Origin of the sequence: Acinetobacter sp. 148 (genome assembly GCF_031196675.1) — a bacterium.
GTDB classification, from domain to species: Bacteria; Pseudomonadota; Gammaproteobacteria; order Pseudomonadales; family Moraxellaceae; genus Acinetobacter; species Acinetobacter baumannii.
In genome coordinates this window covers 1-17,168 of sequence record NZ_JAVIMT010000038.1, presented here as the reverse complement: position 1 = coordinate 17,168, position 17,168 = coordinate 1, and the positions used below count along the sequence as shown (strand labels likewise).

General features: G+C 40.7%; 14 protein-coding genes. 7 read left to right on the top strand and 7 right to left on the bottom strand.

Annotated elements, in window-relative coordinates:
* The first annotated feature begins 103 nt into the window (after positions 1–103).
* Together RFX69_RS06275 and RFX69_RS06270 are read left to right on the top strand one after the other, a co-directional pair.
* Positions 104–1,396: a 3-deoxy-D-manno-octulosonic acid transferase gene (locus tag RFX69_RS06275; protein WP_030425386.1), complete on the top strand. Its 1,293-nt coding sequence runs from the start codon at positions 104–106 to the stop codon at positions 1,394–1,396.
* Positions 1,393–2,100, top strand: coding sequence for a 16S rRNA (uracil(1498)-N(3))-methyltransferase (locus RFX69_RS06270; protein ID WP_001028413.1), 708 nt, complete (start codon positions 1,393–1,395; stop codon positions 2,098–2,100). The genes RFX69_RS06275 and RFX69_RS06270 overlap by 4 nt, the downstream gene beginning before the upstream one ends.
* On the opposite strand, the gene RFX69_RS06265 is transcribed toward RFX69_RS06270, so the two are convergent.
* Together RFX69_RS06265 and RFX69_RS06260 are read right to left on the bottom strand one after the other, a co-directional pair.
* Entirely contained in the window at positions 2,080–3,060 is a 981-nt protein-coding gene (locus tag RFX69_RS06265) for a mechanosensitive ion channel family protein (protein ID WP_000752854.1), read from the bottom strand. The two genes, RFX69_RS06270 and RFX69_RS06265, sit on opposite strands and share 21 nt — an antisense overlap.
* Before the next feature lie 112 nt (positions 3,061–3,172).
* Positions 3,173–3,748: a DUF805 domain-containing protein gene (locus RFX69_RS06260; RefSeq protein ID WP_000457175.1), complete on the bottom strand. Its 576-nt coding sequence runs from the start codon at positions 3,746–3,748 to the stop codon at positions 3,173–3,175.
* A gap of 294 nt (positions 3,749–4,042) precedes the next feature.
* On the opposite strand from RFX69_RS06260, the gene acs reads away from it, so the two are divergent.
* On the top strand, positions 4,043–5,992 hold the full coding sequence (gene acs, locus RFX69_RS06255) for an acetate--CoA ligase (protein WP_001002965.1): 1,950 nt from the start codon (positions 4,043–4,045) through the stop codon (positions 5,990–5,992).
* A gap of 46 nt (positions 5,993–6,038) precedes the next feature.
* Here acs and RFX69_RS06250 read toward each other — a convergent pair whose 3' ends face one another.
* Positions 6,039–6,581, bottom strand: a complete 543-nt coding sequence (locus tag RFX69_RS06250) for a cysteine hydrolase family protein (RefSeq protein ID WP_000806371.1) — start codon at positions 6,579–6,581, stop codon at positions 6,039–6,041.
* 105 nt (positions 6,582–6,686) lie between these two features.
* Here RFX69_RS06250 and RFX69_RS06245 point away from each other — a divergent pair, with 105 nt between their 5' ends.
* Complete coding sequence (locus tag RFX69_RS06245) at positions 6,687–7,100, top strand: Lrp/AsnC family transcriptional regulator (protein ID WP_001019415.1); 414 nt, start codon at positions 6,687–6,689, stop codon at positions 7,098–7,100.
* Positions 7,101–7,191: 91 nt separating this feature from the next.
* Here the strand turns inward: RFX69_RS06245 and sfnG are convergent, their stop codons facing one another.
* Together sfnG and msuE are read right to left on the bottom strand one after the other, a co-directional pair.
* Positions 7,192–8,304 carry a dimethylsulfone monooxygenase SfnG gene (gene sfnG, locus RFX69_RS06240; RefSeq protein ID WP_000192767.1) on the bottom strand — a complete coding sequence of 371 codons (1,113 nt, stop codon included), beginning with the start codon at positions 8,302–8,304 and terminating at the stop codon, positions 7,192–7,194.
* Positions 8,305–8,348: 44 nt separating this feature from the next.
* On the bottom strand, positions 8,349–9,086 hold the full coding sequence (msuE, locus tag RFX69_RS06235; protein WP_000145860.1) for an FMN reductase: 738 nt from the start codon (positions 9,084–9,086) through the stop codon (positions 8,349–8,351).
* A gap of 376 nt (positions 9,087–9,462) precedes the next feature.
* Between msuE and RFX69_RS06230 the strand changes: the two genes are divergently transcribed.
* On the top strand, positions 9,463–10,113 hold the full coding sequence (locus RFX69_RS06230) for a response regulator transcription factor (protein ID WP_001023261.1): 651 nt from the start codon (positions 9,463–9,465) through the stop codon (positions 10,111–10,113).
* 42 nt (positions 10,114–10,155) lie between these two features.
* Here the strand turns inward: RFX69_RS06230 and RFX69_RS06225 are convergent, their stop codons facing one another.
* Positions 10,156–10,923 carry a hypothetical protein gene (locus RFX69_RS06225; protein WP_001026735.1) on the bottom strand — a complete coding sequence of 256 codons (768 nt, stop codon included), beginning with the start codon at positions 10,921–10,923 and terminating at the stop codon, positions 10,156–10,158.
* A gap of 393 nt (positions 10,924–11,316) precedes the next feature.
* Positions 11,317–14,814 carry a PAS domain-containing hybrid sensor histidine kinase/response regulator gene (locus RFX69_RS06220; RefSeq protein WP_289332974.1) on the bottom strand — a complete coding sequence of 1,166 codons (3,498 nt, stop codon included), beginning with the start codon at positions 14,812–14,814 and terminating at the stop codon, positions 11,317–11,319.
* Between the two features lie 183 nt (positions 14,815–14,997).
* Between RFX69_RS06220 and RFX69_RS06215 the strand changes: the two genes are divergently transcribed.
* A complete protein-coding gene (locus RFX69_RS06215) occupies positions 14,998–15,330 on the top strand; it encodes a DUF485 domain-containing protein (RefSeq protein ID WP_000372818.1) in 333 nt (110 codons plus the stop codon).
* Position 15,331: 1 nt separating this feature from the next.
* Entirely contained in the window at positions 15,332–17,047 is a 1,716-nt protein-coding gene (locus tag RFX69_RS06210; RefSeq protein ID WP_000871878.1) for a cation acetate symporter, read from the top strand.
* The last annotated feature ends 121 nt before the right edge of the window (positions 17,048–17,168 follow it).

Genomic DNA, 17,168 nt, shown 5'->3' with positions numbered 1-17,168 from the left:
TTTCTTGTATATGGTAGAGTTTAGGTATCGAAACTCTGCCATTTTTTTTATCTATGTTATATTTTCCGCAGTTTTTGAATTTTGACTATTTGAGGCAAACCGCTTGGCGACCCCATTTTGGTACAACACCGCACTTCATTTATTAAAACCGTTTTATCGTTGGCGGATAAAAAGACGTGCAGAAAGTCTAGAATTATATCAGCAGGAATGTCTGGAAAGATTTGGGCCGTTTGAAGCACCGAAGAATGTAAAAGCGATCTGGTTTCATGCTGTTTCAGTCGGGGAAACCAATGCTGCACAGCCTTTAATTGAGTATTATCTAAAACTTGGGCAGCCAGTCTTAGTGACCAATACCACGAAAACAGGTCAGGCTCGTGCCAAGTCACTTTTTCTAAAAGAACCTTATTTAGATTTATTTCAAGCCGTTTATTTGCCTGTAGACCAGAAGCCTCTTTTAAAAAAATTTTTTGAGTTATATCAGCCAAAGCTTTTAGCACTGGTTGAAACTGAACTCTGGCCAAATTTAATCGATCAAGCCAAGTTACAGCATGTACCTTGTTTGCTGCTTAATGCTCGGTTGTCAGAAAAATCTGCAAAGGGGTATGGCAAAGTCTCGGGTTTAACCGCAGGTATGTTAAAACAGCTGGACTGGGTGTTAGCGCAAGATAGTGCAACTCGTCAGCGTTATGTTGAGCTTGGTTTAGACGAACACAAAAGTCAGGTCGTTGGTAATATTAAGTTTGATATCCATGCACCAGAGGCTTTTATTAAACAAGCTGCCCAATTGCATCAGCAGTGGTATCTGGAAAATCGGCAGGTTGTGACAATTGCCAGTACACATGCACCCGAAGAACAACAAATTTTGGAAGCACTCGCACCTTATTTAAATTCAGATCGTAAGTTGGTGTGTATTGTGGTGCCTCGTCATCCTGAGCGTTTCGATGAAGTATTTGAAATTTGCCAAAATTTAAATTTAATTACGCATCGTAGAAGTATGGGCCAAAGTATTCATGCCAGCACGCAAGTTTATCTCGCTGACAGTATGGGTGAGCTCTGGTTATGGTATGCCTTAAGTCAGGTGTGTTTTGTAGGCGGTTCTTTAAATGAGCCGGGTGGTGGGCATAATATTTTAGAACCTATGGTTTTAAATGTACCTACTGTGGTTGGACCGCGTTATTTTAACTTTCAAACGATTGTCGATGAGTTCATTGATGAAAATGCTGTGCTTATTGCTCAAGATGCGCAGCAGGTCGTTGATATCTGGTTAGCATGTCTGGCAGAACCTGAGGCGACTGAACAGTTAGTGGTACAGGCGCATAAAGTGTTGCAACGTAATCAAGGTTCCTTACAAAAACATATCGGGGTGATTAATCGCTATCTGGCCGAAAAATCATGAATATTGTTTTACTAGAGTCTGAAGATGTTCAATCGGATACATGGTCTATCCATTCAAAACGTCAATTACAGCATTTGCGTGAACATCTTGATATTACAGTCGGCCAGAATCTAAAAGTTGGTATTCGCAACGGCGCCCGTTATATCACTGAAATTGTTTCGATGAATGAGCATGAAGTCCGTATACGGCCTATTCGTGAAGAACCACTACCAGCAAAACTTCCGGTTCATTTAATTGTAGCTTTACCAAGACCTAAAGTTTTACGCCGTCTAATTATGGACAGTGTGACTTTAGGGGTTGAAAAGATAAGCCTGATTCATAGTTATCGTGTTGATAAAAGCTATTGGCAAACACCTTTTTTACAGCAAGTAGACAACTACGTTACGCTGGGACTTGAGCAAGCAGGCGATACAATTGTTCCTGAAATTCAACTCTATAAACGCTTTAAACCTTTTGTTGAAGACGTCTTGCCAAGTTTAATTACGCAGGAAACACCTGCCTATGTGGCTCATCCTTATGCTGAGCAACGTATGCCAATTAATATTAGCCATGCTTGTAGTGTAGTGGTCGGACCGGAAGGGGGATTTATTCCTTACGAAGTAGATTTGCTCATAAAAAACGGCTGCCAAGCTATGAGCTTAGGCAACCGTATTTTAAGAACCGAAACGTCTATTTCTTATATTTTAGGTCGTTTGTTTAGCTGATGTTTCAGGGTTTAAAGTTGGTGGATTAGATACCATTTTTAATTCCTGAATTGGGTAAGGAATATCAATATCATTTTCATTGAAAGCTTGTTTTACTTGAGCTTGAATATTACTAATAGATGAAGAGATATCAGTTTCAGTGGTATCAACCCACCAGCGTACAGTCAGGTTAACCGAGAAATCTGCTAAAGCTGTGACGTTAACCGAAAACGCAGGCTGACTCAGTACATTTCGGTCATTATTGAGAATATCTAAAATAATCTGTTTTGCTTTTTGCTCATCATCATCATAGCCAATTCCGACTACGAACTCACAGCGTCGTTGTTGATAAGCAGTATTAACAGTTAAGGCACTTGTATAAACCGTTGCATTTGGAATAACAATACGGCGACCATCCGGTGAGCGTAGGAAGGTTGCACGGATCTGGATGTCTTCTACAGTTCCTTCAAGTGAATTCACCACAATTGAATCGCCAATACGGAATGGCTCGCTCAATAAAATCAAAATACCTGAAAGTAGGTTTTGGAAAATATCTTTAAATGCAAAACCAATGGCGACCGAACCGATACCTAACGCACTCATAAGCTGGCCTGGTGTGAACCCTGGAATCATAATGACAAGGGCTATTAAGAAACCAAAGAATAAGATCGCTGTACTACCGACACGGTTTAAAACTAAAACAAGATTTTGACGAGTATAAGAGCGATTTTCTAAAGTCTTACGAACAAAGAACTTAAATAATTTGGTCAGTAGCCAAAAAATAAGAAAAACAACAATTGCAATGCAGATATAAGGTACACGTTCCCAAAAACTATCTACGATTTTGTCGATAGTGGTATAGGCATCATGGTATTTCTCGGTATGCGCTAAAACTGTTTGAGTGGTTTTAGTACCTGCTTCTTGCAAAAGTTCGCCTGTATTTTTTGCAACATCCGTTAAGGATTTTTGTTCATCAGCCACGACAAGTCTCTAATTGAATAAATTCAGAAAGCCTTTTCAGCTTCCATCATAGTAGGAGATAAAATGTGCGCCTACTATAATGAGTTCATCTAAATAATAAAGTGTTTTTTAATTAAAAGTATTCCGTTCCCTTTTGTAAGATTTGTGTCGGGGTTTGAATAGTATCGGTACCAGAGAAGTAGTAAAAAAAGCCTGCTGTAGAAATAAGGCTAATTAAAATAGCGATTAAAATAAGCCAAGCCATCAGTTTTTCTATAAACGTTGAAGGCCGAACAGGACCATATTGATTAGTGCCCGCTGTACCAGAAGCAAGCAGTAAATAAAGCATAAAAAAGAACTGAACGACTGGAATAAATAACAGTAGTCCCATCCAGCCACTTTTATTTAAATCATGTAGGCGTCGAACGACCAAAATAATGTTGAGATAGATCAGAAATAGCCAGAAAGCCCAGACCATTAAAGCACTTATACCGGAGAGAGAGCTGTAAAACTCAAAATTAAATAGATCACTTGAAAGCTGAAAACTTCCAAGAAACGAAGCCAGTATAAAATAGCCCACGATTGTGACTAAATAAATCAGGCCATATCCACCCAAATAACTCATTCGGTTAAAGCGGCCATGAATTGAAAAAGGGCTGTCTTTAAACGGGAGTTGAGGTGGACGTGAAGAGGGAGTTTCGGCAAACATCTTATTTTATTCCTGCACTGCTTCTAAAAGCTAAAATAAACTTTGTTGATGGTCAAAACCATCAAAACTTAAAAAAATTATAAAAGTAAAAGCTATAGACAAATGTTTTAAATCAACTTAATTTTATAAAAATGTTCACAATTTCGTATGCTTGAGTAAGTGATTAATATATGACCAAAGTCGCATTGTCTAGGCTTTGAAAGAGTCATCATACTGAAAAGGCAAACAAATAAGATCCAGTAAAATAATAGCCACAGTCTCGAGATGGGATGCACAAGATCAAGGAAGTTGCGTATGAATGAGATCTATCCAGTACCAGAGGAATTCAAAAAAACTGCTCGTACTGTTGAAGCAGACTACTTTAAACGTTATCAACACTCTATCGAGAACCCAGATGAATTCTGGGCAGAGCAAGCTAAAATTGTCGATTGGATAAAGCCATTTACCCAAGTTAAAAATACCAGTTTTGACAAAGACAATTTCAAGATTGAATGGTTTGCTGATGGTGAGTTGAACGTATCAGCAAACTGCTTGGACAGGCATCTTAAAGAACACCCCCACAAACCTGCAATTATTTGGGAAGGTGACCATCCTTCTCGTCATAAAATCGTTTCTTATAAAGAGTTACACGACGAAGTCTGCCGTTTCGCCAACGTTTTAAAGAAATATGGCATTGGTAAAGGTGACCGCGTTGTGCTGTATATGCCAATGGTGACTGAGGCCGCAATTGCCATGTTAGCCTGTGCCCGTATTGGTGCGGTGCACTGCGTGGTATTTGGTGGTTTCTCACCAGACTCGTTGGCGAGTCGTATTGAAGATAGCCAAGCTAAACTTGTGATTACGGCTGACTCAAGCCTACGTGCCGGTAAGTTGTTACCACTTAAAGAAAATGTTGATTTGGCTCTAGCATTGCCGGGCACAGAGTGCGTTGAAAACGTGATTGTGGTTTACCGTAATGCAAACCCAATCGAGATGAAGCCGGGTCGTGATTTGTGGTATCACCTTATTATTATGGAGGTGGATGCAAACTGTCCTCCAGAACCAATGAAGGCCGAAGACCCTTTATTTATTCTTTATACCTCTGGCTCGACGGGTAAACCTAAAGGAGTGTTGCATACTACAGGTGGTTATCTGGTGTATGTGGCGAGTACCTTTAAAGAAGTTTTTGATTTAAAACAAGATGATGTGTACTGGTGTACCGCTGATGTCGGCTGGATTACAGGCCATAGTTATCTAATCTATGGGCCACTGGCAAATGGTACGACGACCTTAATGTTCGAAGGTGTGCCTCAGTATCCAACATGGGCACGTCTTGGTCATGTTGTCGATAAACATAAAGTCTCTATTTTATATACAGCGCCAACCGCGATTCGTGCCATGATGCGAGAAGGTGATTCGTATGTACGTGAAAGTAACCGTAGTAGTTTGCGTTTGTTGGGTTCAGTGGGTGAACCTATTAACCCTGAGGCTTGGAACTGGTACTACAATGTAGTCGGTGAAGGCCGCTGTCCAATTGTTGATACATGGTGGCAAACCGAAACAGGTGGTATTTTGATTGCGCCATTACCGGGGGCAACAGCTTTAAAACCAGGTTCGGCAACACGCCCTTTATTTGGTATTCAACCAGCTATTGTCGATGGTGAAGGCAATGAACTAGAAGGTGCTGCCGAAGGTAATCTTGTGATTAAAGATTCATGGCCGGGCCAGATGCGTACCATTTGGGGTGACCCAGATCGCTTTATTGAAGCTTACTTCTCGACCTTTAAAAATACTTATTTTACAGGTGATGGCGCCCGCCGTGATGAAGATGGCTATTACTGGATCACGGGACGTGTTGACGATGTCTTAAACGTTTCAGGCCACCGTCTAGGTACGGCTGAAATTGAAAGTGCTCTTGTATCGCATGAATCGGTGGCAGAAGCTGCTGTTGTAGGTATGCCGCATGATATTAAAGGGCAGGGTATTTGTACTTTTGTGACCTTGCAGGCGGGAGTTCCCGAGTCGGAAGAACTGCGAAAAGAGTTAATTAGCTGGGTACGTAAGGTACTTGGACCAGTGGCTTCACCAGATGCACTGCACTGGGCGCCGGCATTACCTAAAACCCGTTCGGGTAAAATCATGCGCCGTATTTTAAGAAAAATTGCAGCGAATGAACTGGATAGTTTGGGCGATACCTCAACCCTAGCTGAACCTGCTGTGGTGGATCAACTGATTGCGACAGTTTATCCTGATAGACAAAAATAACGTTTTAATAAAAAAGCCCCGATAGGGGCTTTTTTATTAAGCCTGTTTAAGATTTTGCTAGAAAGTCAGCAGTATTTTGTACGCTTGCAAACATACCAAGAGCAGCTAAAAAAGCAGTTTGTACATCTTCGGCTTTAACAGTTTTTCCGTTATGGCTTAAATCACGGGTCGCAGTGGCATCTCCAATTAAGATGGGTTGATAACCTAACTCTTTGGCTGCACGTGTGCCAGAATCAATACAAATATGTGTCATCATGCCTGTGATCACGAGTTGTTCAATTTGATGTGCTTTTAAAAGTTCTTCTAAATTGGTTTCTAAAAAACTGTTTGGATAATGCTTTGTCACGATTAATGAATCACCGCCAGCACTAAGTTCTGAATGAAGTAAAACACCTTCAGTATTTTCTTGAAAGAAGCTGGCTTGTGGCGGGTTAATATGTTGCACATAAATAATTGGTAAATCTTTTTCATTAAAATATTGCTCGAGCTGTTTTATTTTATCGAGCGCTTGATCTGGTCCAACCAATTCCATTTTGCCATTTTTAAAATAATCATTTTGTACATCGATAACTAATAGTGCTTGTTTCATGAGAATACTCTTGTTGGTATAAGATAAAACAAGGTTATTCTCTGCCCGCAAAATCGGCTATAGTCCTATGAAAGCATTATCGCCAGTTTTCTTTCGTTATGAAAAATGAATATTGAATTAGACCCTATTGATCTAAAAATTATTGCATTGCTTAAGCAAGATTCTCGCTTAACAAATAAAGAAATTGGGCAGCGTGTTCATCGGACAGGACAGGCAGTAGGAGCGCGAATTGCTCAGTTAATGGATGCAGGCGTTATTAAAAATTACACCATTGCTGTGCAATACAGGCATAAACAATTTATTCATTTGCATTTAAATGAACAACGCTCCTTTGAAGAAATTGAAAATTTAGTAAAGCAATATGAACAAATCGATGAGTGCTTTAAGGTTATGGGTAATGCTTGTTATATGATCGTTAGTCATTTCGAACCAGCAGAACTCAATGCTTTTATTGAAGTCCTCTCAAAATGGTGTCGTTACTCAGTTGAAACTGTTATTCGAGAAGTAGAGAAAGCTTAAAAAATAAAAGCTCCAAGCCGAGTCTTGGAGCCAATATGTCTTTATTTTTATTTATTGTTTTTATTGTCTTGCGCTGTTTTAACTGGAGGTTTTAGGCTGATTTAGCTTGAATTTCTACCTCCTTTTCCTGTTGTAGTTCTAACTGACGAACGAGCGGCAGAACTTTTTCACCAAAGTATTCCACCTCTTCAATAAAGTGTAAGAAACCTGAAAGAATCAAGTCGACACCTACATTTTTAAGCGCCACAATCCGCTCTGCAATTTGCTGAGGTGTACCAATTAAATTGGTTTTAAAGCCATCGTTATATTGAACTAAATCTTCAAAAGTTGATTTTGCCCAGTTGCCTTCTTGTTCTGGTGAAGCGGCACCCGCTTCACGAGTTGCATCGCCAAACGCATTTACTGCTTCAGTGTTGGCTTTATCAATAATTTCTTGAAGTACTGCTTTTGCTTCTTCTTCGGTATCTCGAGCAATAATGAAAGCGTTCACTCCAATTTTAACTTGATGGTTATTGGCTTTCGCTTTATTACGAATGTCTTCGACCTGTTTTTGAATTTCTTCGACAGTATTACCGTTGGTAAAATACCAGTCAGACACACGAGAGGCCATGTCACGTGCGGCACGTGAACTACCACCTTGAAAGACTTCAATATGTGGTTTTTGCAGAGGTTTTGGCTTAAGTGTGTAGTTCTGGAATTGGTAATACTTACCATCGAAACTATAGTTATCTGTGGTCCAGATTCCTTTTAGCGTGCGAATAAACTCTTCAGAGCGAACATAACGCTCATCATGCTCAGGCCATTCTTCGCCAATAGCATCAAACTCACCTCTGAACCAGCCACTTACCACATTAATGGCAATACGACCTTGAGTTAGATAATCAATCGTTGCGAGTTGTTTAGCTGCAAGTGCCGGTTTCCAAGGGCCGGGCAGAATAGCCGCAATCACTTTAAGTTTCTCAGTTTTTGCAAGTAATGCATGACTGAAACTCACAGATTCATGCTGGTTTTCTGCCCCGTACCCTGCCGTAAAACGAATTTGGGTGAGCGCATATTCAAAACCATTGTTTTCGGCTGCCTGTGCAAGTCGAACATTGTAGTCATAACTCCAGTCTGTACGCTGTTCGATGTTACTTACGACAAGGCCACCGCTTACATTTGGTACCCAATAAGCAAATTTAATTGGTTGTTGTAATTGCGTCATGGTGCTCTCTCCCCATTCGTTATTTTTATTTAGCTATATTGCGCTTAGGCAACATGCGTTAATGATTTACCGGACTTATGATGCAAACGAGATTCTGCTGCATCGAGATTTGGTACAGCTGCTGAAGGCAATACTTCTTCTTGCTCAATTTGCTTGTTAATACCGAGCTCTTGATTCGCTTGCTGAGATTTAGGTTTAACCACTTCAGCACGTTTACCTTTCGCTGGTGCCCATTCTAAAATTGGCAATGCACGCGCTACGGCTAGCGTAATACGGTCAGATAACTGTTCACTTTTCACCGTATATTCAGGAGTAAAGTCGCGATCTGTTGCGTATACGCCAATTGGTAAAGTTTGCGCCTGAAAGAAGCTAAACAATGGGCGAAGCTGATGCTCTAGTACGAGTGCATGACGATCACTACCACCTGATGCAGCTAAAAGTACAGGTACATCTACTAATGCAGTTTGTTCAACGAAGTCAAAAAAGTGTTTGAAAAGGCCTGTAAAAGAAGCACGGTAAACAGGCGTACCAACAATTAAGGCATCTGCTGCTTCAACCGCTGCAAGGTCATCTTGTACGCGCTGTGGAAGCTGGTTGCGATAAAATGCGCCGCCTAATAAGGGCCCGATTTCACTCAATTTAATAAAGTGAACTTTAATATCAATTGCTTCAGATAACTCATCAAGAATGGCCTGAACCAGACTTTCGGTTTTAGATGGCGTATTCAAACCACCAGAAACAGCAACAATATTTAAGGGTTTTGATGATGTGATACCAGTCATGATTTGGTTCCTAAGCCTAAAAAAGAAGATTGGACTTATTAATCAACAATGCTGGCGAACTGTAAAATAACGAAATTGGTCAACCTTATCAGTTTTAAATATAAAACCCGAATAGTTGATTTTTATTATTTAATAGCGAGTTAAATAACTGTTTTTATTTTATATAATTATTGATGATATATTTTTTAGAATAAAAATAAAGCTTATATAAAAAACAGATTAATTTTGATTAAAAGGTAAAAAACATCTGAAAATCGAAGCAAAGGTCTGTATTTAACAACATTTTGCATAAAAATGGATAAGATGAGCATATCTTTCATCTAAATAGTAGGGTTACAATAGGCCATACTTATGCTCAAGATTACTTTAATCGCTTATGAATATTTTAATCGTTGATGATCATCCTTTGTTTCGTCATGCTTTGATTCAAGCAGTACGTTATAGCCTGCCGCAGGCACAAATTCATGAAACAGCTTCGGTTGATGAGTTTTATGAGCGTTTGGAAAATGGGGCAGAACCTGATCTGGTATTACTCGATTTAAACTTACCGGGTGCTTCAGGCTTTTCGGCTCTGGTCTATGTAAGAGCACAATATCCATCTATTCCTATTATTGTGGTTTCTGCACACGAAGAAGCGTCAATTATTCAACGTGCAATTGCGCATGGTGCAATGGGTTATATTCCTAAATCGGCTCATCCAAGTCATATTGGTGAAGCAATCCGTCAAGTGTTAGATGGGGAAATCTGGTTACCGCCAAACTTGCCATCAAATATTAATCTTGACCCGAGAGCGGCAGATGAAACTGCTTTGGCTGAACGTATCCAGTCGTTAACTCCTCAGCAATTCCGAGTTTTGATGATGGTTGCAGAAGGTTTATTAAATAAACAAATTGCTTATGAACTCGATGTTTCAGAGGCTACCATTAAAGCGCATGTAACCGCTATTTTTAGAAAACTAGGCGTACAAAATCGTACACAGGCTGTATTGGCAATTAGTGCATTAAATATTGAAGATAAAAAAATCTAAAATAAAAAAGACCTCAATTGAGGTCTTTTTTATATGTTCCACTTAGGCAAGGCAATCTTGCTTAGGTGTTAGGCTGTCGCAGTACAGTGGGTTAAGAGCACATTGCAAATCATCAATTTGTTCTTGGGTCACATAGCCCTTGCTTTTTAAATATTCAGCTACACGGTCATCACGCAAGCTTAAGAAAGCCGCATCATAAACACCTAAATCAACAAAGAGAGCTGCAGTTTCTAGGCTATTGAACCGGTCAAGGAAAATATCATTGCCATACATTAAGAAGATATGGTCAAGTTTTGCTTTTTCATCTACATGCAAACGTTCAGCAAGTTGATGTGGAGGAGTCTTAATAAACAGCAAGTCAGAAAGCTCATCGAACTGAGTCATATCTAACTGGTTTTCTCCGAGTTTGACATGACCAAGCCAGGCCTTGAAAACCAGAACAGCGCCACCGCGTAGAAGCATACTCCAGATTTGATGGCGTGTTTCATGATCAAGGTTTTCACTTTCCGCAGTAAGGACTTTTAAGAAGTTCTCTTCTTGTTGGGCTAATTTATCAAATAAACCCAAGCCTTGCGGATGATAGGCAGCAGGCGCAAATACATCAAAATTTAGATCATGAAATACATTAAGTGCGAGAGGTACAGCACACTGATAAATAGTATTGAGTGCTTTGATATGTGCTTCGCTAAGCTTGCTATGCGGAAAAATACTTTGCCAATCTAACTCAGGAAGTAAGGCATTGGCACTGTATTGACGATAAAATTGTTGAGACGAGAGTTGCCCTTGTGGGGTGTTATCAGAAATATTCATGGCAGTTATCCTTTGCATTCATTCTAGAGCAGTGAAGCTATATAGATTGGAAATCAATTTGATAATTCGTTATACAATTTAAAAATTCGTTTTGAATATTTATGTGTCATGAAGAATGCAAGTAGAATACGACTAAAGTCGTATAAGGTGATTTTTCGTAAATAATCTATTATAAAAACAATGATTTATTAAATTGTAACTAAGTATACAAGTGTTCACTTACAAAAAAGGTGGGCTTTGCCATAGAAAAAAAGGTATTGGAAATTTTGGTCAATGATTTACTGGGTAAAAGTAGACTTTTTGAGCAGTTCTGCCTATTGGCTTAAATTCAGTCAAACATTTTTGCCAAGAACCGCTCCCCAAACTTATCAAAGGTTGGGAAGCGATAAATGATTAGTCTATCGTGCTGGCAATTTTAAGCCCAGATAACCATGCTCTTAATGAAGCAGGTTTTAACGGTTTTTTGAGTAAAACAATATTCAGCTCTTTTAATTGCTGCGGTAATTCAGGGTGCGAGTCCGCTGTAATTAAGGCAACAGGAACATCTTCTTGACGATTTTGAGTAATAAAATCAACGCCAAGTTGATTGTGGTTTAAGTGCTGGTCAATGAGCCAAACCTGTATATTCTCTTTTTGAATAATTTCTAGCGCCTGTTCAGGTTCAGTCGCTTTGAAAACTTGATAACCCCATCGTCCTAATAAACTACTCATTCCTTCAAGAATAGTTTCATCATTGTCTAGGCACAAAATACGGTAGGCTTTAGTTTTTAAAGGTACGGCTTGTACAGCTGGTGTTGCAACTTTTGGCGGCTCGACAATAGGTACTTCAATCATAAAGCATGAGCCTTTGCCCAACTCTGAGTAAACATGAACAGGGTAATTTAGCAAACCTGTCATACGTTGTACGATGGCAAGTCCTAGCCCTAAACCTTGTTCACCCCAAGGTGATAAATGCCCACAGCGCTCAAACTCTTGGAATAGCTTAATCCGTTGTTCTTCGGCAATCCCTGGTCCAGTATCCCAAACCCCAATTCGAATATGTCCAGACTGCTGCGCAGAGCGGAGTACACCCACCACCACTCGACCTTTAGCGGTATAACGCAAAGCATTACTGACAAAGTTCTGAATAATACGACGAATCCACTGCGGGTCGGTATCGATCCAGAAAGACACATCGTGGACTTTCAGTGAGATATTTCGCTGAGCAGCGATCGATTTAAACTGCAACTCAAGATCACTGAGCAAATCATGCAACGGATAAGGTTGTCTCTTTGGTTGTATGGTGCCGCCTTCCAAACGTGCAATATCGAGTAGGGCAGAGAGCATACTTTCTGCTCCATAGAGTGCTCGGTCAAGCTGTTGTAGGGTCTGGCGGTCTTCTTCGGTCGAAATACTTTGCTCAAGAACGGTACTAAACAGACGAGCAGCATGCATAGGCTGTAATAGATCGTGACTTGCCGCGGCAATAAATCGACTTTTTGACATATTGGCCATATCAGCTTGTTCACGTGCAAGCTGTTGTTCAGTTAAGGCATCGGCAAGCTGTTGTGTTCTATCTTTTACGCGGGCTTCAAGCACGGCTTCGTTCGCACGGAAGGCCGTAATATCGGCAAATGTCGTTACAAAGCCTCCACCTGCAATCGGATTTCCTCGCATTTGAATTACACGGCCATCTTTACGAATACGTTCAAATTCGTGAGCACTTCCCACTTTCATCCAGTGAAGGCGTTTACGCACATGTTCTTCAACTGAACCGGGACCACATTCACCGCGTTCGGCGTTATAACGAATGAGGTCGGCAATTGGGCAGCCCACATAAACGAGGTCTTTTGGGTAACCAAACAGTTTTAAATATTGATTGTTCCATGCGACCAAACACATATTTTTATCAACCACGCTTACCCCTTGGGTCATGTGGTCAATCATGGTCATAAGAAGGTTCTGATTAAAACGTTGCCACTGCGATGCTTGGTCTAAAATATTAGCCACTTGCCCTAAAGCGAGACCGTTATTAATCATTGCTGTTGTGAGCAACGTACGTGCAGAAGCGGCACCGATAATACCGGCCAGATATTGCTCGGTAAAACGCCACCACATGCCATTGGCAATACTATTTGGGTTGAGGGTGAGGTGATTTTGCTCACAAAAATTTTCGAACGCTTGCGTAGTGGGTTGCTCACCCGTAATTCTTTTGGCTAGGGCAAATAAATCACCCACTTTTAAGCGGGCCGCATCATGAGGAAGATAGGTTAAATCAGTAGAGGTGTGCGGTGATGGTAAAGGCTTTGTTTCATAATAAAAGAAGCTTTCTGCCTGAATTTGCTCAGCGACGCTTGGCCGATAAATTTTTGAAATCCAGATATATAAAACAATATTTAAACCGAGTGACCAAATAACACCATGAGTTAAAGGTGCAAATGACTCAAAACCAAATAAAGATTCCGGGCATAGGGCATTAATGCCGAAAGGACCGAAAAGTAAAATACTTTGAGCAGTTTCCTGATAGGCTTCAGGCAAGCTACGCAAAATAGTTGGAAATAGTAATGTATAACTCCACATTAAAAATCCAATAATAAGTCCTGCATAGACGCCTTGACGGCTTCCGCCACGCCAATACAAACCACCAATCAGTGCAGGTGCAAACTGTGCTACAGCACTAAAGGCCAATAAGCCGAAAACTGAAAGTTGGTTAATGTCATTAAAGAAATGGAAGAATAAAAAGCCAAGTAGCATCACCGCAACAATACTGATACGGCGGCTAAATTTAAGAACTTTAGGTAAATGCTTATCGTGACGTGACAGCAACTTAAATCGCCATAGAGCAGGCATAATCAAGTCGTTACTGAGCATAATAGACAATGCTACTGATGACACCAGTAACATACCTGTTGATGCAGAGAACCCGCCTAAAAAGGCCAGTAATGCCAGCCACTCTTGGTTATAACTTAAAGGCAATGACAACACAGCTACATCAGGCACGGTCAGAAACTTCGGTGCGGCATGTAAAGCCCAGCTTGCAATCGGAATAATGGCAAGAATAGTTAAAATGAGATAAACCGCGAACCATTTACGAGCACCGCGAATATGCTTCTCATCGCGTAGCTCGACCACCGCCACGTGGAACTGACGTGGTAAGCAAATAATGGCTAAGCCCGCCAATAATGTTTGAATCCAGAAGGTTTCGGGTACACCAAAAAGCTGAACTTCCTGAAAAGTCTGGTTTACATCAGAGGTCATTTGGCTCAGGTTGGCCGGTGATTCAAAAATAAAAAATAAAGCGACACAAAGTAAGGCAAATAACTTCACAAATGATTCAAATGCAACCGCAAGCATGAGGCCGCCGTGTTGCTCCGTGTTTGCAATCTGCCTTGTACCAAAAATCATGGCTAAAATCGCAAGCACACTGGTGAGCAATAACACACTGTTGGTCGTCGTATGAATATGCGAGCTTTGCTCCATAATGACCGAGGTACTTAACGCAATCGCACGGAGCTGTAACGCGAGGTAGGGGATAATCGCAATAACTGCAAGAATAGTCACCAACGATGCGAGTACACCACTTTTACCATAGCGTGCCGCGACAAAGTCAGCGATTGACGAAATCGCATGATGCTGACGAACTCGACCTAGACGCCGCCAGATGTCATAACCAAACCAGACAAATAACAGTGGACCTAAATAAATAGGTAAGAAGATAACGCCTTCACGTACGGCAGCCCCAGTTGCCCCATAGAATGTCCAAGAGGAACAATAGACACCTAAAGTTAAGCTAAATAAAAACATACGGCCACGCGTGCTAAGACGACTGGCATGCTTCTCACCAAAAAAAGCACAGACAAATAAAAGCGCAATATAAAGAGTGAGCACCCCAATAATCAGCCAGCTGTTCATATGACCTACATAAGTGAAACCTTATGCCTATCATAACCCAAGCCGAAACAAAGCTATAAATTGATTAAATTTTAACGACCAAAGTCTAAGTTACGACTGAGCTGGAATCTTGCTAACTTTAATAATGAAAAAATACATTAAAAAAAAGTGACCAAGGTTGGGCACTATGTAAGGAGTTTGGTTATGGATCAAAGCCAAGTAGAACAGATTCTACGTAATCCAAAGTTTCAAAAAATGGTCAAGAAAAAAAGTGCATTAAGCTGGACGCTCACAATCATCATGTTAGTGCTTTATGTGGGCTTTATGCTACTTGTGGGCTACAACAAAGAATTTTTGATGAGTTCCTTTAGTGGTGGTGTAACGACATGGGGGATCCCGCTAGGTTTAGGAATTATTGTTTTATCTTTCCTACTTTGTGGTGTGTATTCCTATATCGCAAATAATACCCTTGACCAATTGAGTGAAGAAGCGTTGAAGGAAGTTGAAGCCATCACGCATGAGAAAGGACTACACTAATATGAAATGGAATTCATTCAAAGCGAAAGCCTTATTGGCAGCAGCATCGCTATATTCAACTGTTGCTATGGCAAGCCCGGACTTAGGTGAAGCAGAACAGCAAGCCACCAACTGGCATGCCATTATCATGTTTATCATCTTTGTTGGCTTTACCTTGTTTATTACCAAATGGGCGGCTAAACAAACTCAATCGGCGCAAGACTTCTATACTGCTGGTGGTGGGATCAGTGGTTTCCAAAACGGTTTGGCGATTGCGGGTGACTATATGTCAGCAGCGTCATTTCTTGGTATTTCTGCAATGGTGTTTAGCTCAGGTTTTGACGGCTTGCTTTATTCACTCGGGTTCATGGTCGGTTGGCCAATCGTTTTATTCTTGGTGGCAGAACGCTTACGTAACCTTGGTAAATATAACCTTTCTGACGTAGTGTCATTCCGTCTTGAAGAAAAACCAGTTCGTACTTTAGCTGCTTTCAGCTCGCTTGTTGTAGTCGCGTTCTATTTGATTGCACAAATGGTAGGGGCAGGTCAGCTCATCAAACTATTATTTGGTTTGAACTATAACATTGCAGTTGTGATTGTCGGCTTGCTCATGATGGCATACGTTATTTTCGGCGGCATGCTAGCAACCACATGGGTACAAATCATTAAAGCAGTGATGTTATTAAGTGGTGCAACTTTCATGGCCTTTATGGTGATGAAAGCGGTTGGTTTCAGCTTTAGTAATATGTTCACCCAATCAATTGAAGTGTTCAGTAAAGTTCATGATGTAAGCTTTGAAGATGCTGCAAAAATTATGGGACCAGGTAAACTTGCCGCAAACCCGATTGATGCCTTATCTCTTGGCTTGGCACTCATGTTTGGTACAGCAGGTCTTCCACACATTCTTATGCGTTTCTTCACGGTAAAAGACGCAAAAGAAGCGCGTAAATCGGTTGTCGTTGCAACAGGTTTTATTGGTTACTTCTATCTTTTAACTTTCATTATTGGTTTCGGTGCGATCCTTTTCGTATCAAACAACCCGCAATTCCTTGATGTTGCGAAAATGGCAATGACCGGCAAACTTGAGCTTGTTGGTGGTAACAATATGGCAGCCGTGCATTTAAGTGACGCTTTAGGCGGTGACTTATTCATGGGCTTCATTTCAGCAGTAGCGTTCGCAACGATCCTTGCTGTTGTTGCTGGTTTAACACTTTCAGGTGCATCTGCGATCTCACACGATTTATACGCTAACGTATTTAAAAAAGGTCAAACCACGCCAGCTTCAGAGCTTCGCATGTCAAAAATCGCGACGCTTGGTTTAGCAATCTTTGCCATGATTTTAGGTATTTTGTTTGAAAAGCAAAACGTAGCATTCATGGTAGGTTTAGCATTCTCTGTAGCGTGTTGTGCAAACTTCCCAATTCTTGTTCTTTCAATGTTCTGGAAAGGTTTAACAACTCGTGGTGCGGTCATTGGTGGCGTAGTTGGTCTTGTAACAGCGGTTGTACTCATTATTCTGTCTAAAGCAGTATGGGTAGATACTTTAAAAATATCTGATACCCCAATTAACCCGTTCAATGGTCCTGCATTATTTGCAATGCCTTTGTCGTTCCTTTGCTGCTGGTTCTTCTCGGTAACTGACAGCTCAGCACGTGCGAAAAAAGAACGCGCTTCTTTCGATGCTCAATATGTTCGTTCAATGACAGGTATTGGTGCTTCTGGTGCATCAGACCACTAAAATCACAACCACTTGAACATCTCAAAAAAGCCCTACGGGGCTTTTTTTATTTATCTCATAAAGTGTATTGAAAGAAGCTCCTTAATAAAGAACAACTTGTTTATAGTCAAATCATTATAAA

Bases quoted from the DNA above. Each gene is read 5' to 3' on its own strand.
- RFX69_RS06270 (WP_001028413.1), top strand. From the start codon at position 1,393: ATGAATATTGTTTTACTAGAGTCTGAAGATGTTCAATCGGATACATGG.
- RFX69_RS06260 (WP_000457175.1), bottom strand. From the start codon at position 3,748: ATGTTTGCCGAAACTCCCTCTTCACGTCCACCTCAACTCCCGTTTAAA.
- acs (WP_001002965.1), top strand. From the start codon at position 4,043: ATGAATGAGATCTATCCAGTACCAGAGGAATTCAAAAAAACTGCTCGT.
- RFX69_RS06250 (WP_000806371.1), bottom strand. From the start codon at position 6,581: ATGAAACAAGCACTATTAGTTATCGATGTACAAAATGATTATTTTAAA.
- RFX69_RS06245 (WP_001019415.1), top strand. From the start codon at position 6,687: ATGAATATTGAATTAGACCCTATTGATCTAAAAATTATTGCATTGCTT.
- sfnG (WP_000192767.1), bottom strand. From the start codon at position 8,304: ATGACGCAATTACAACAACCAATTAAATTTGCTTATTGGGTACCAAAT.
- msuE (WP_000145860.1), bottom strand. From the start codon at position 9,086: ATGACTGGTATCACATCATCAAAACCCTTAAATATTGTTGCTGTTTCT.
- RFX69_RS06230 (WP_001023261.1), top strand. From the start codon at position 9,463: ATGAATATTTTAATCGTTGATGATCATCCTTTGTTTCGTCATGCTTTG.
- RFX69_RS06225 (WP_001026735.1), bottom strand. From the start codon at position 10,923: ATGAATATTTCTGATAACACCCCACAAGGGCAACTCTCGTCTCAACAA.
- RFX69_RS06220 (WP_289332974.1), bottom strand. From the start codon at position 14,814: ATGAACAGCTGGCTGATTATTGGGGTGCTCACTCTTTATATTGCGCTT.
- RFX69_RS06215 (WP_000372818.1), top strand. From the start codon at position 14,998: ATGGATCAAAGCCAAGTAGAACAGATTCTACGTAATCCAAAGTTTCAA.
- RFX69_RS06210 (WP_000871878.1), top strand. From the start codon at position 15,332: ATGAAATGGAATTCATTCAAAGCGAAAGCCTTATTGGCAGCAGCATCG.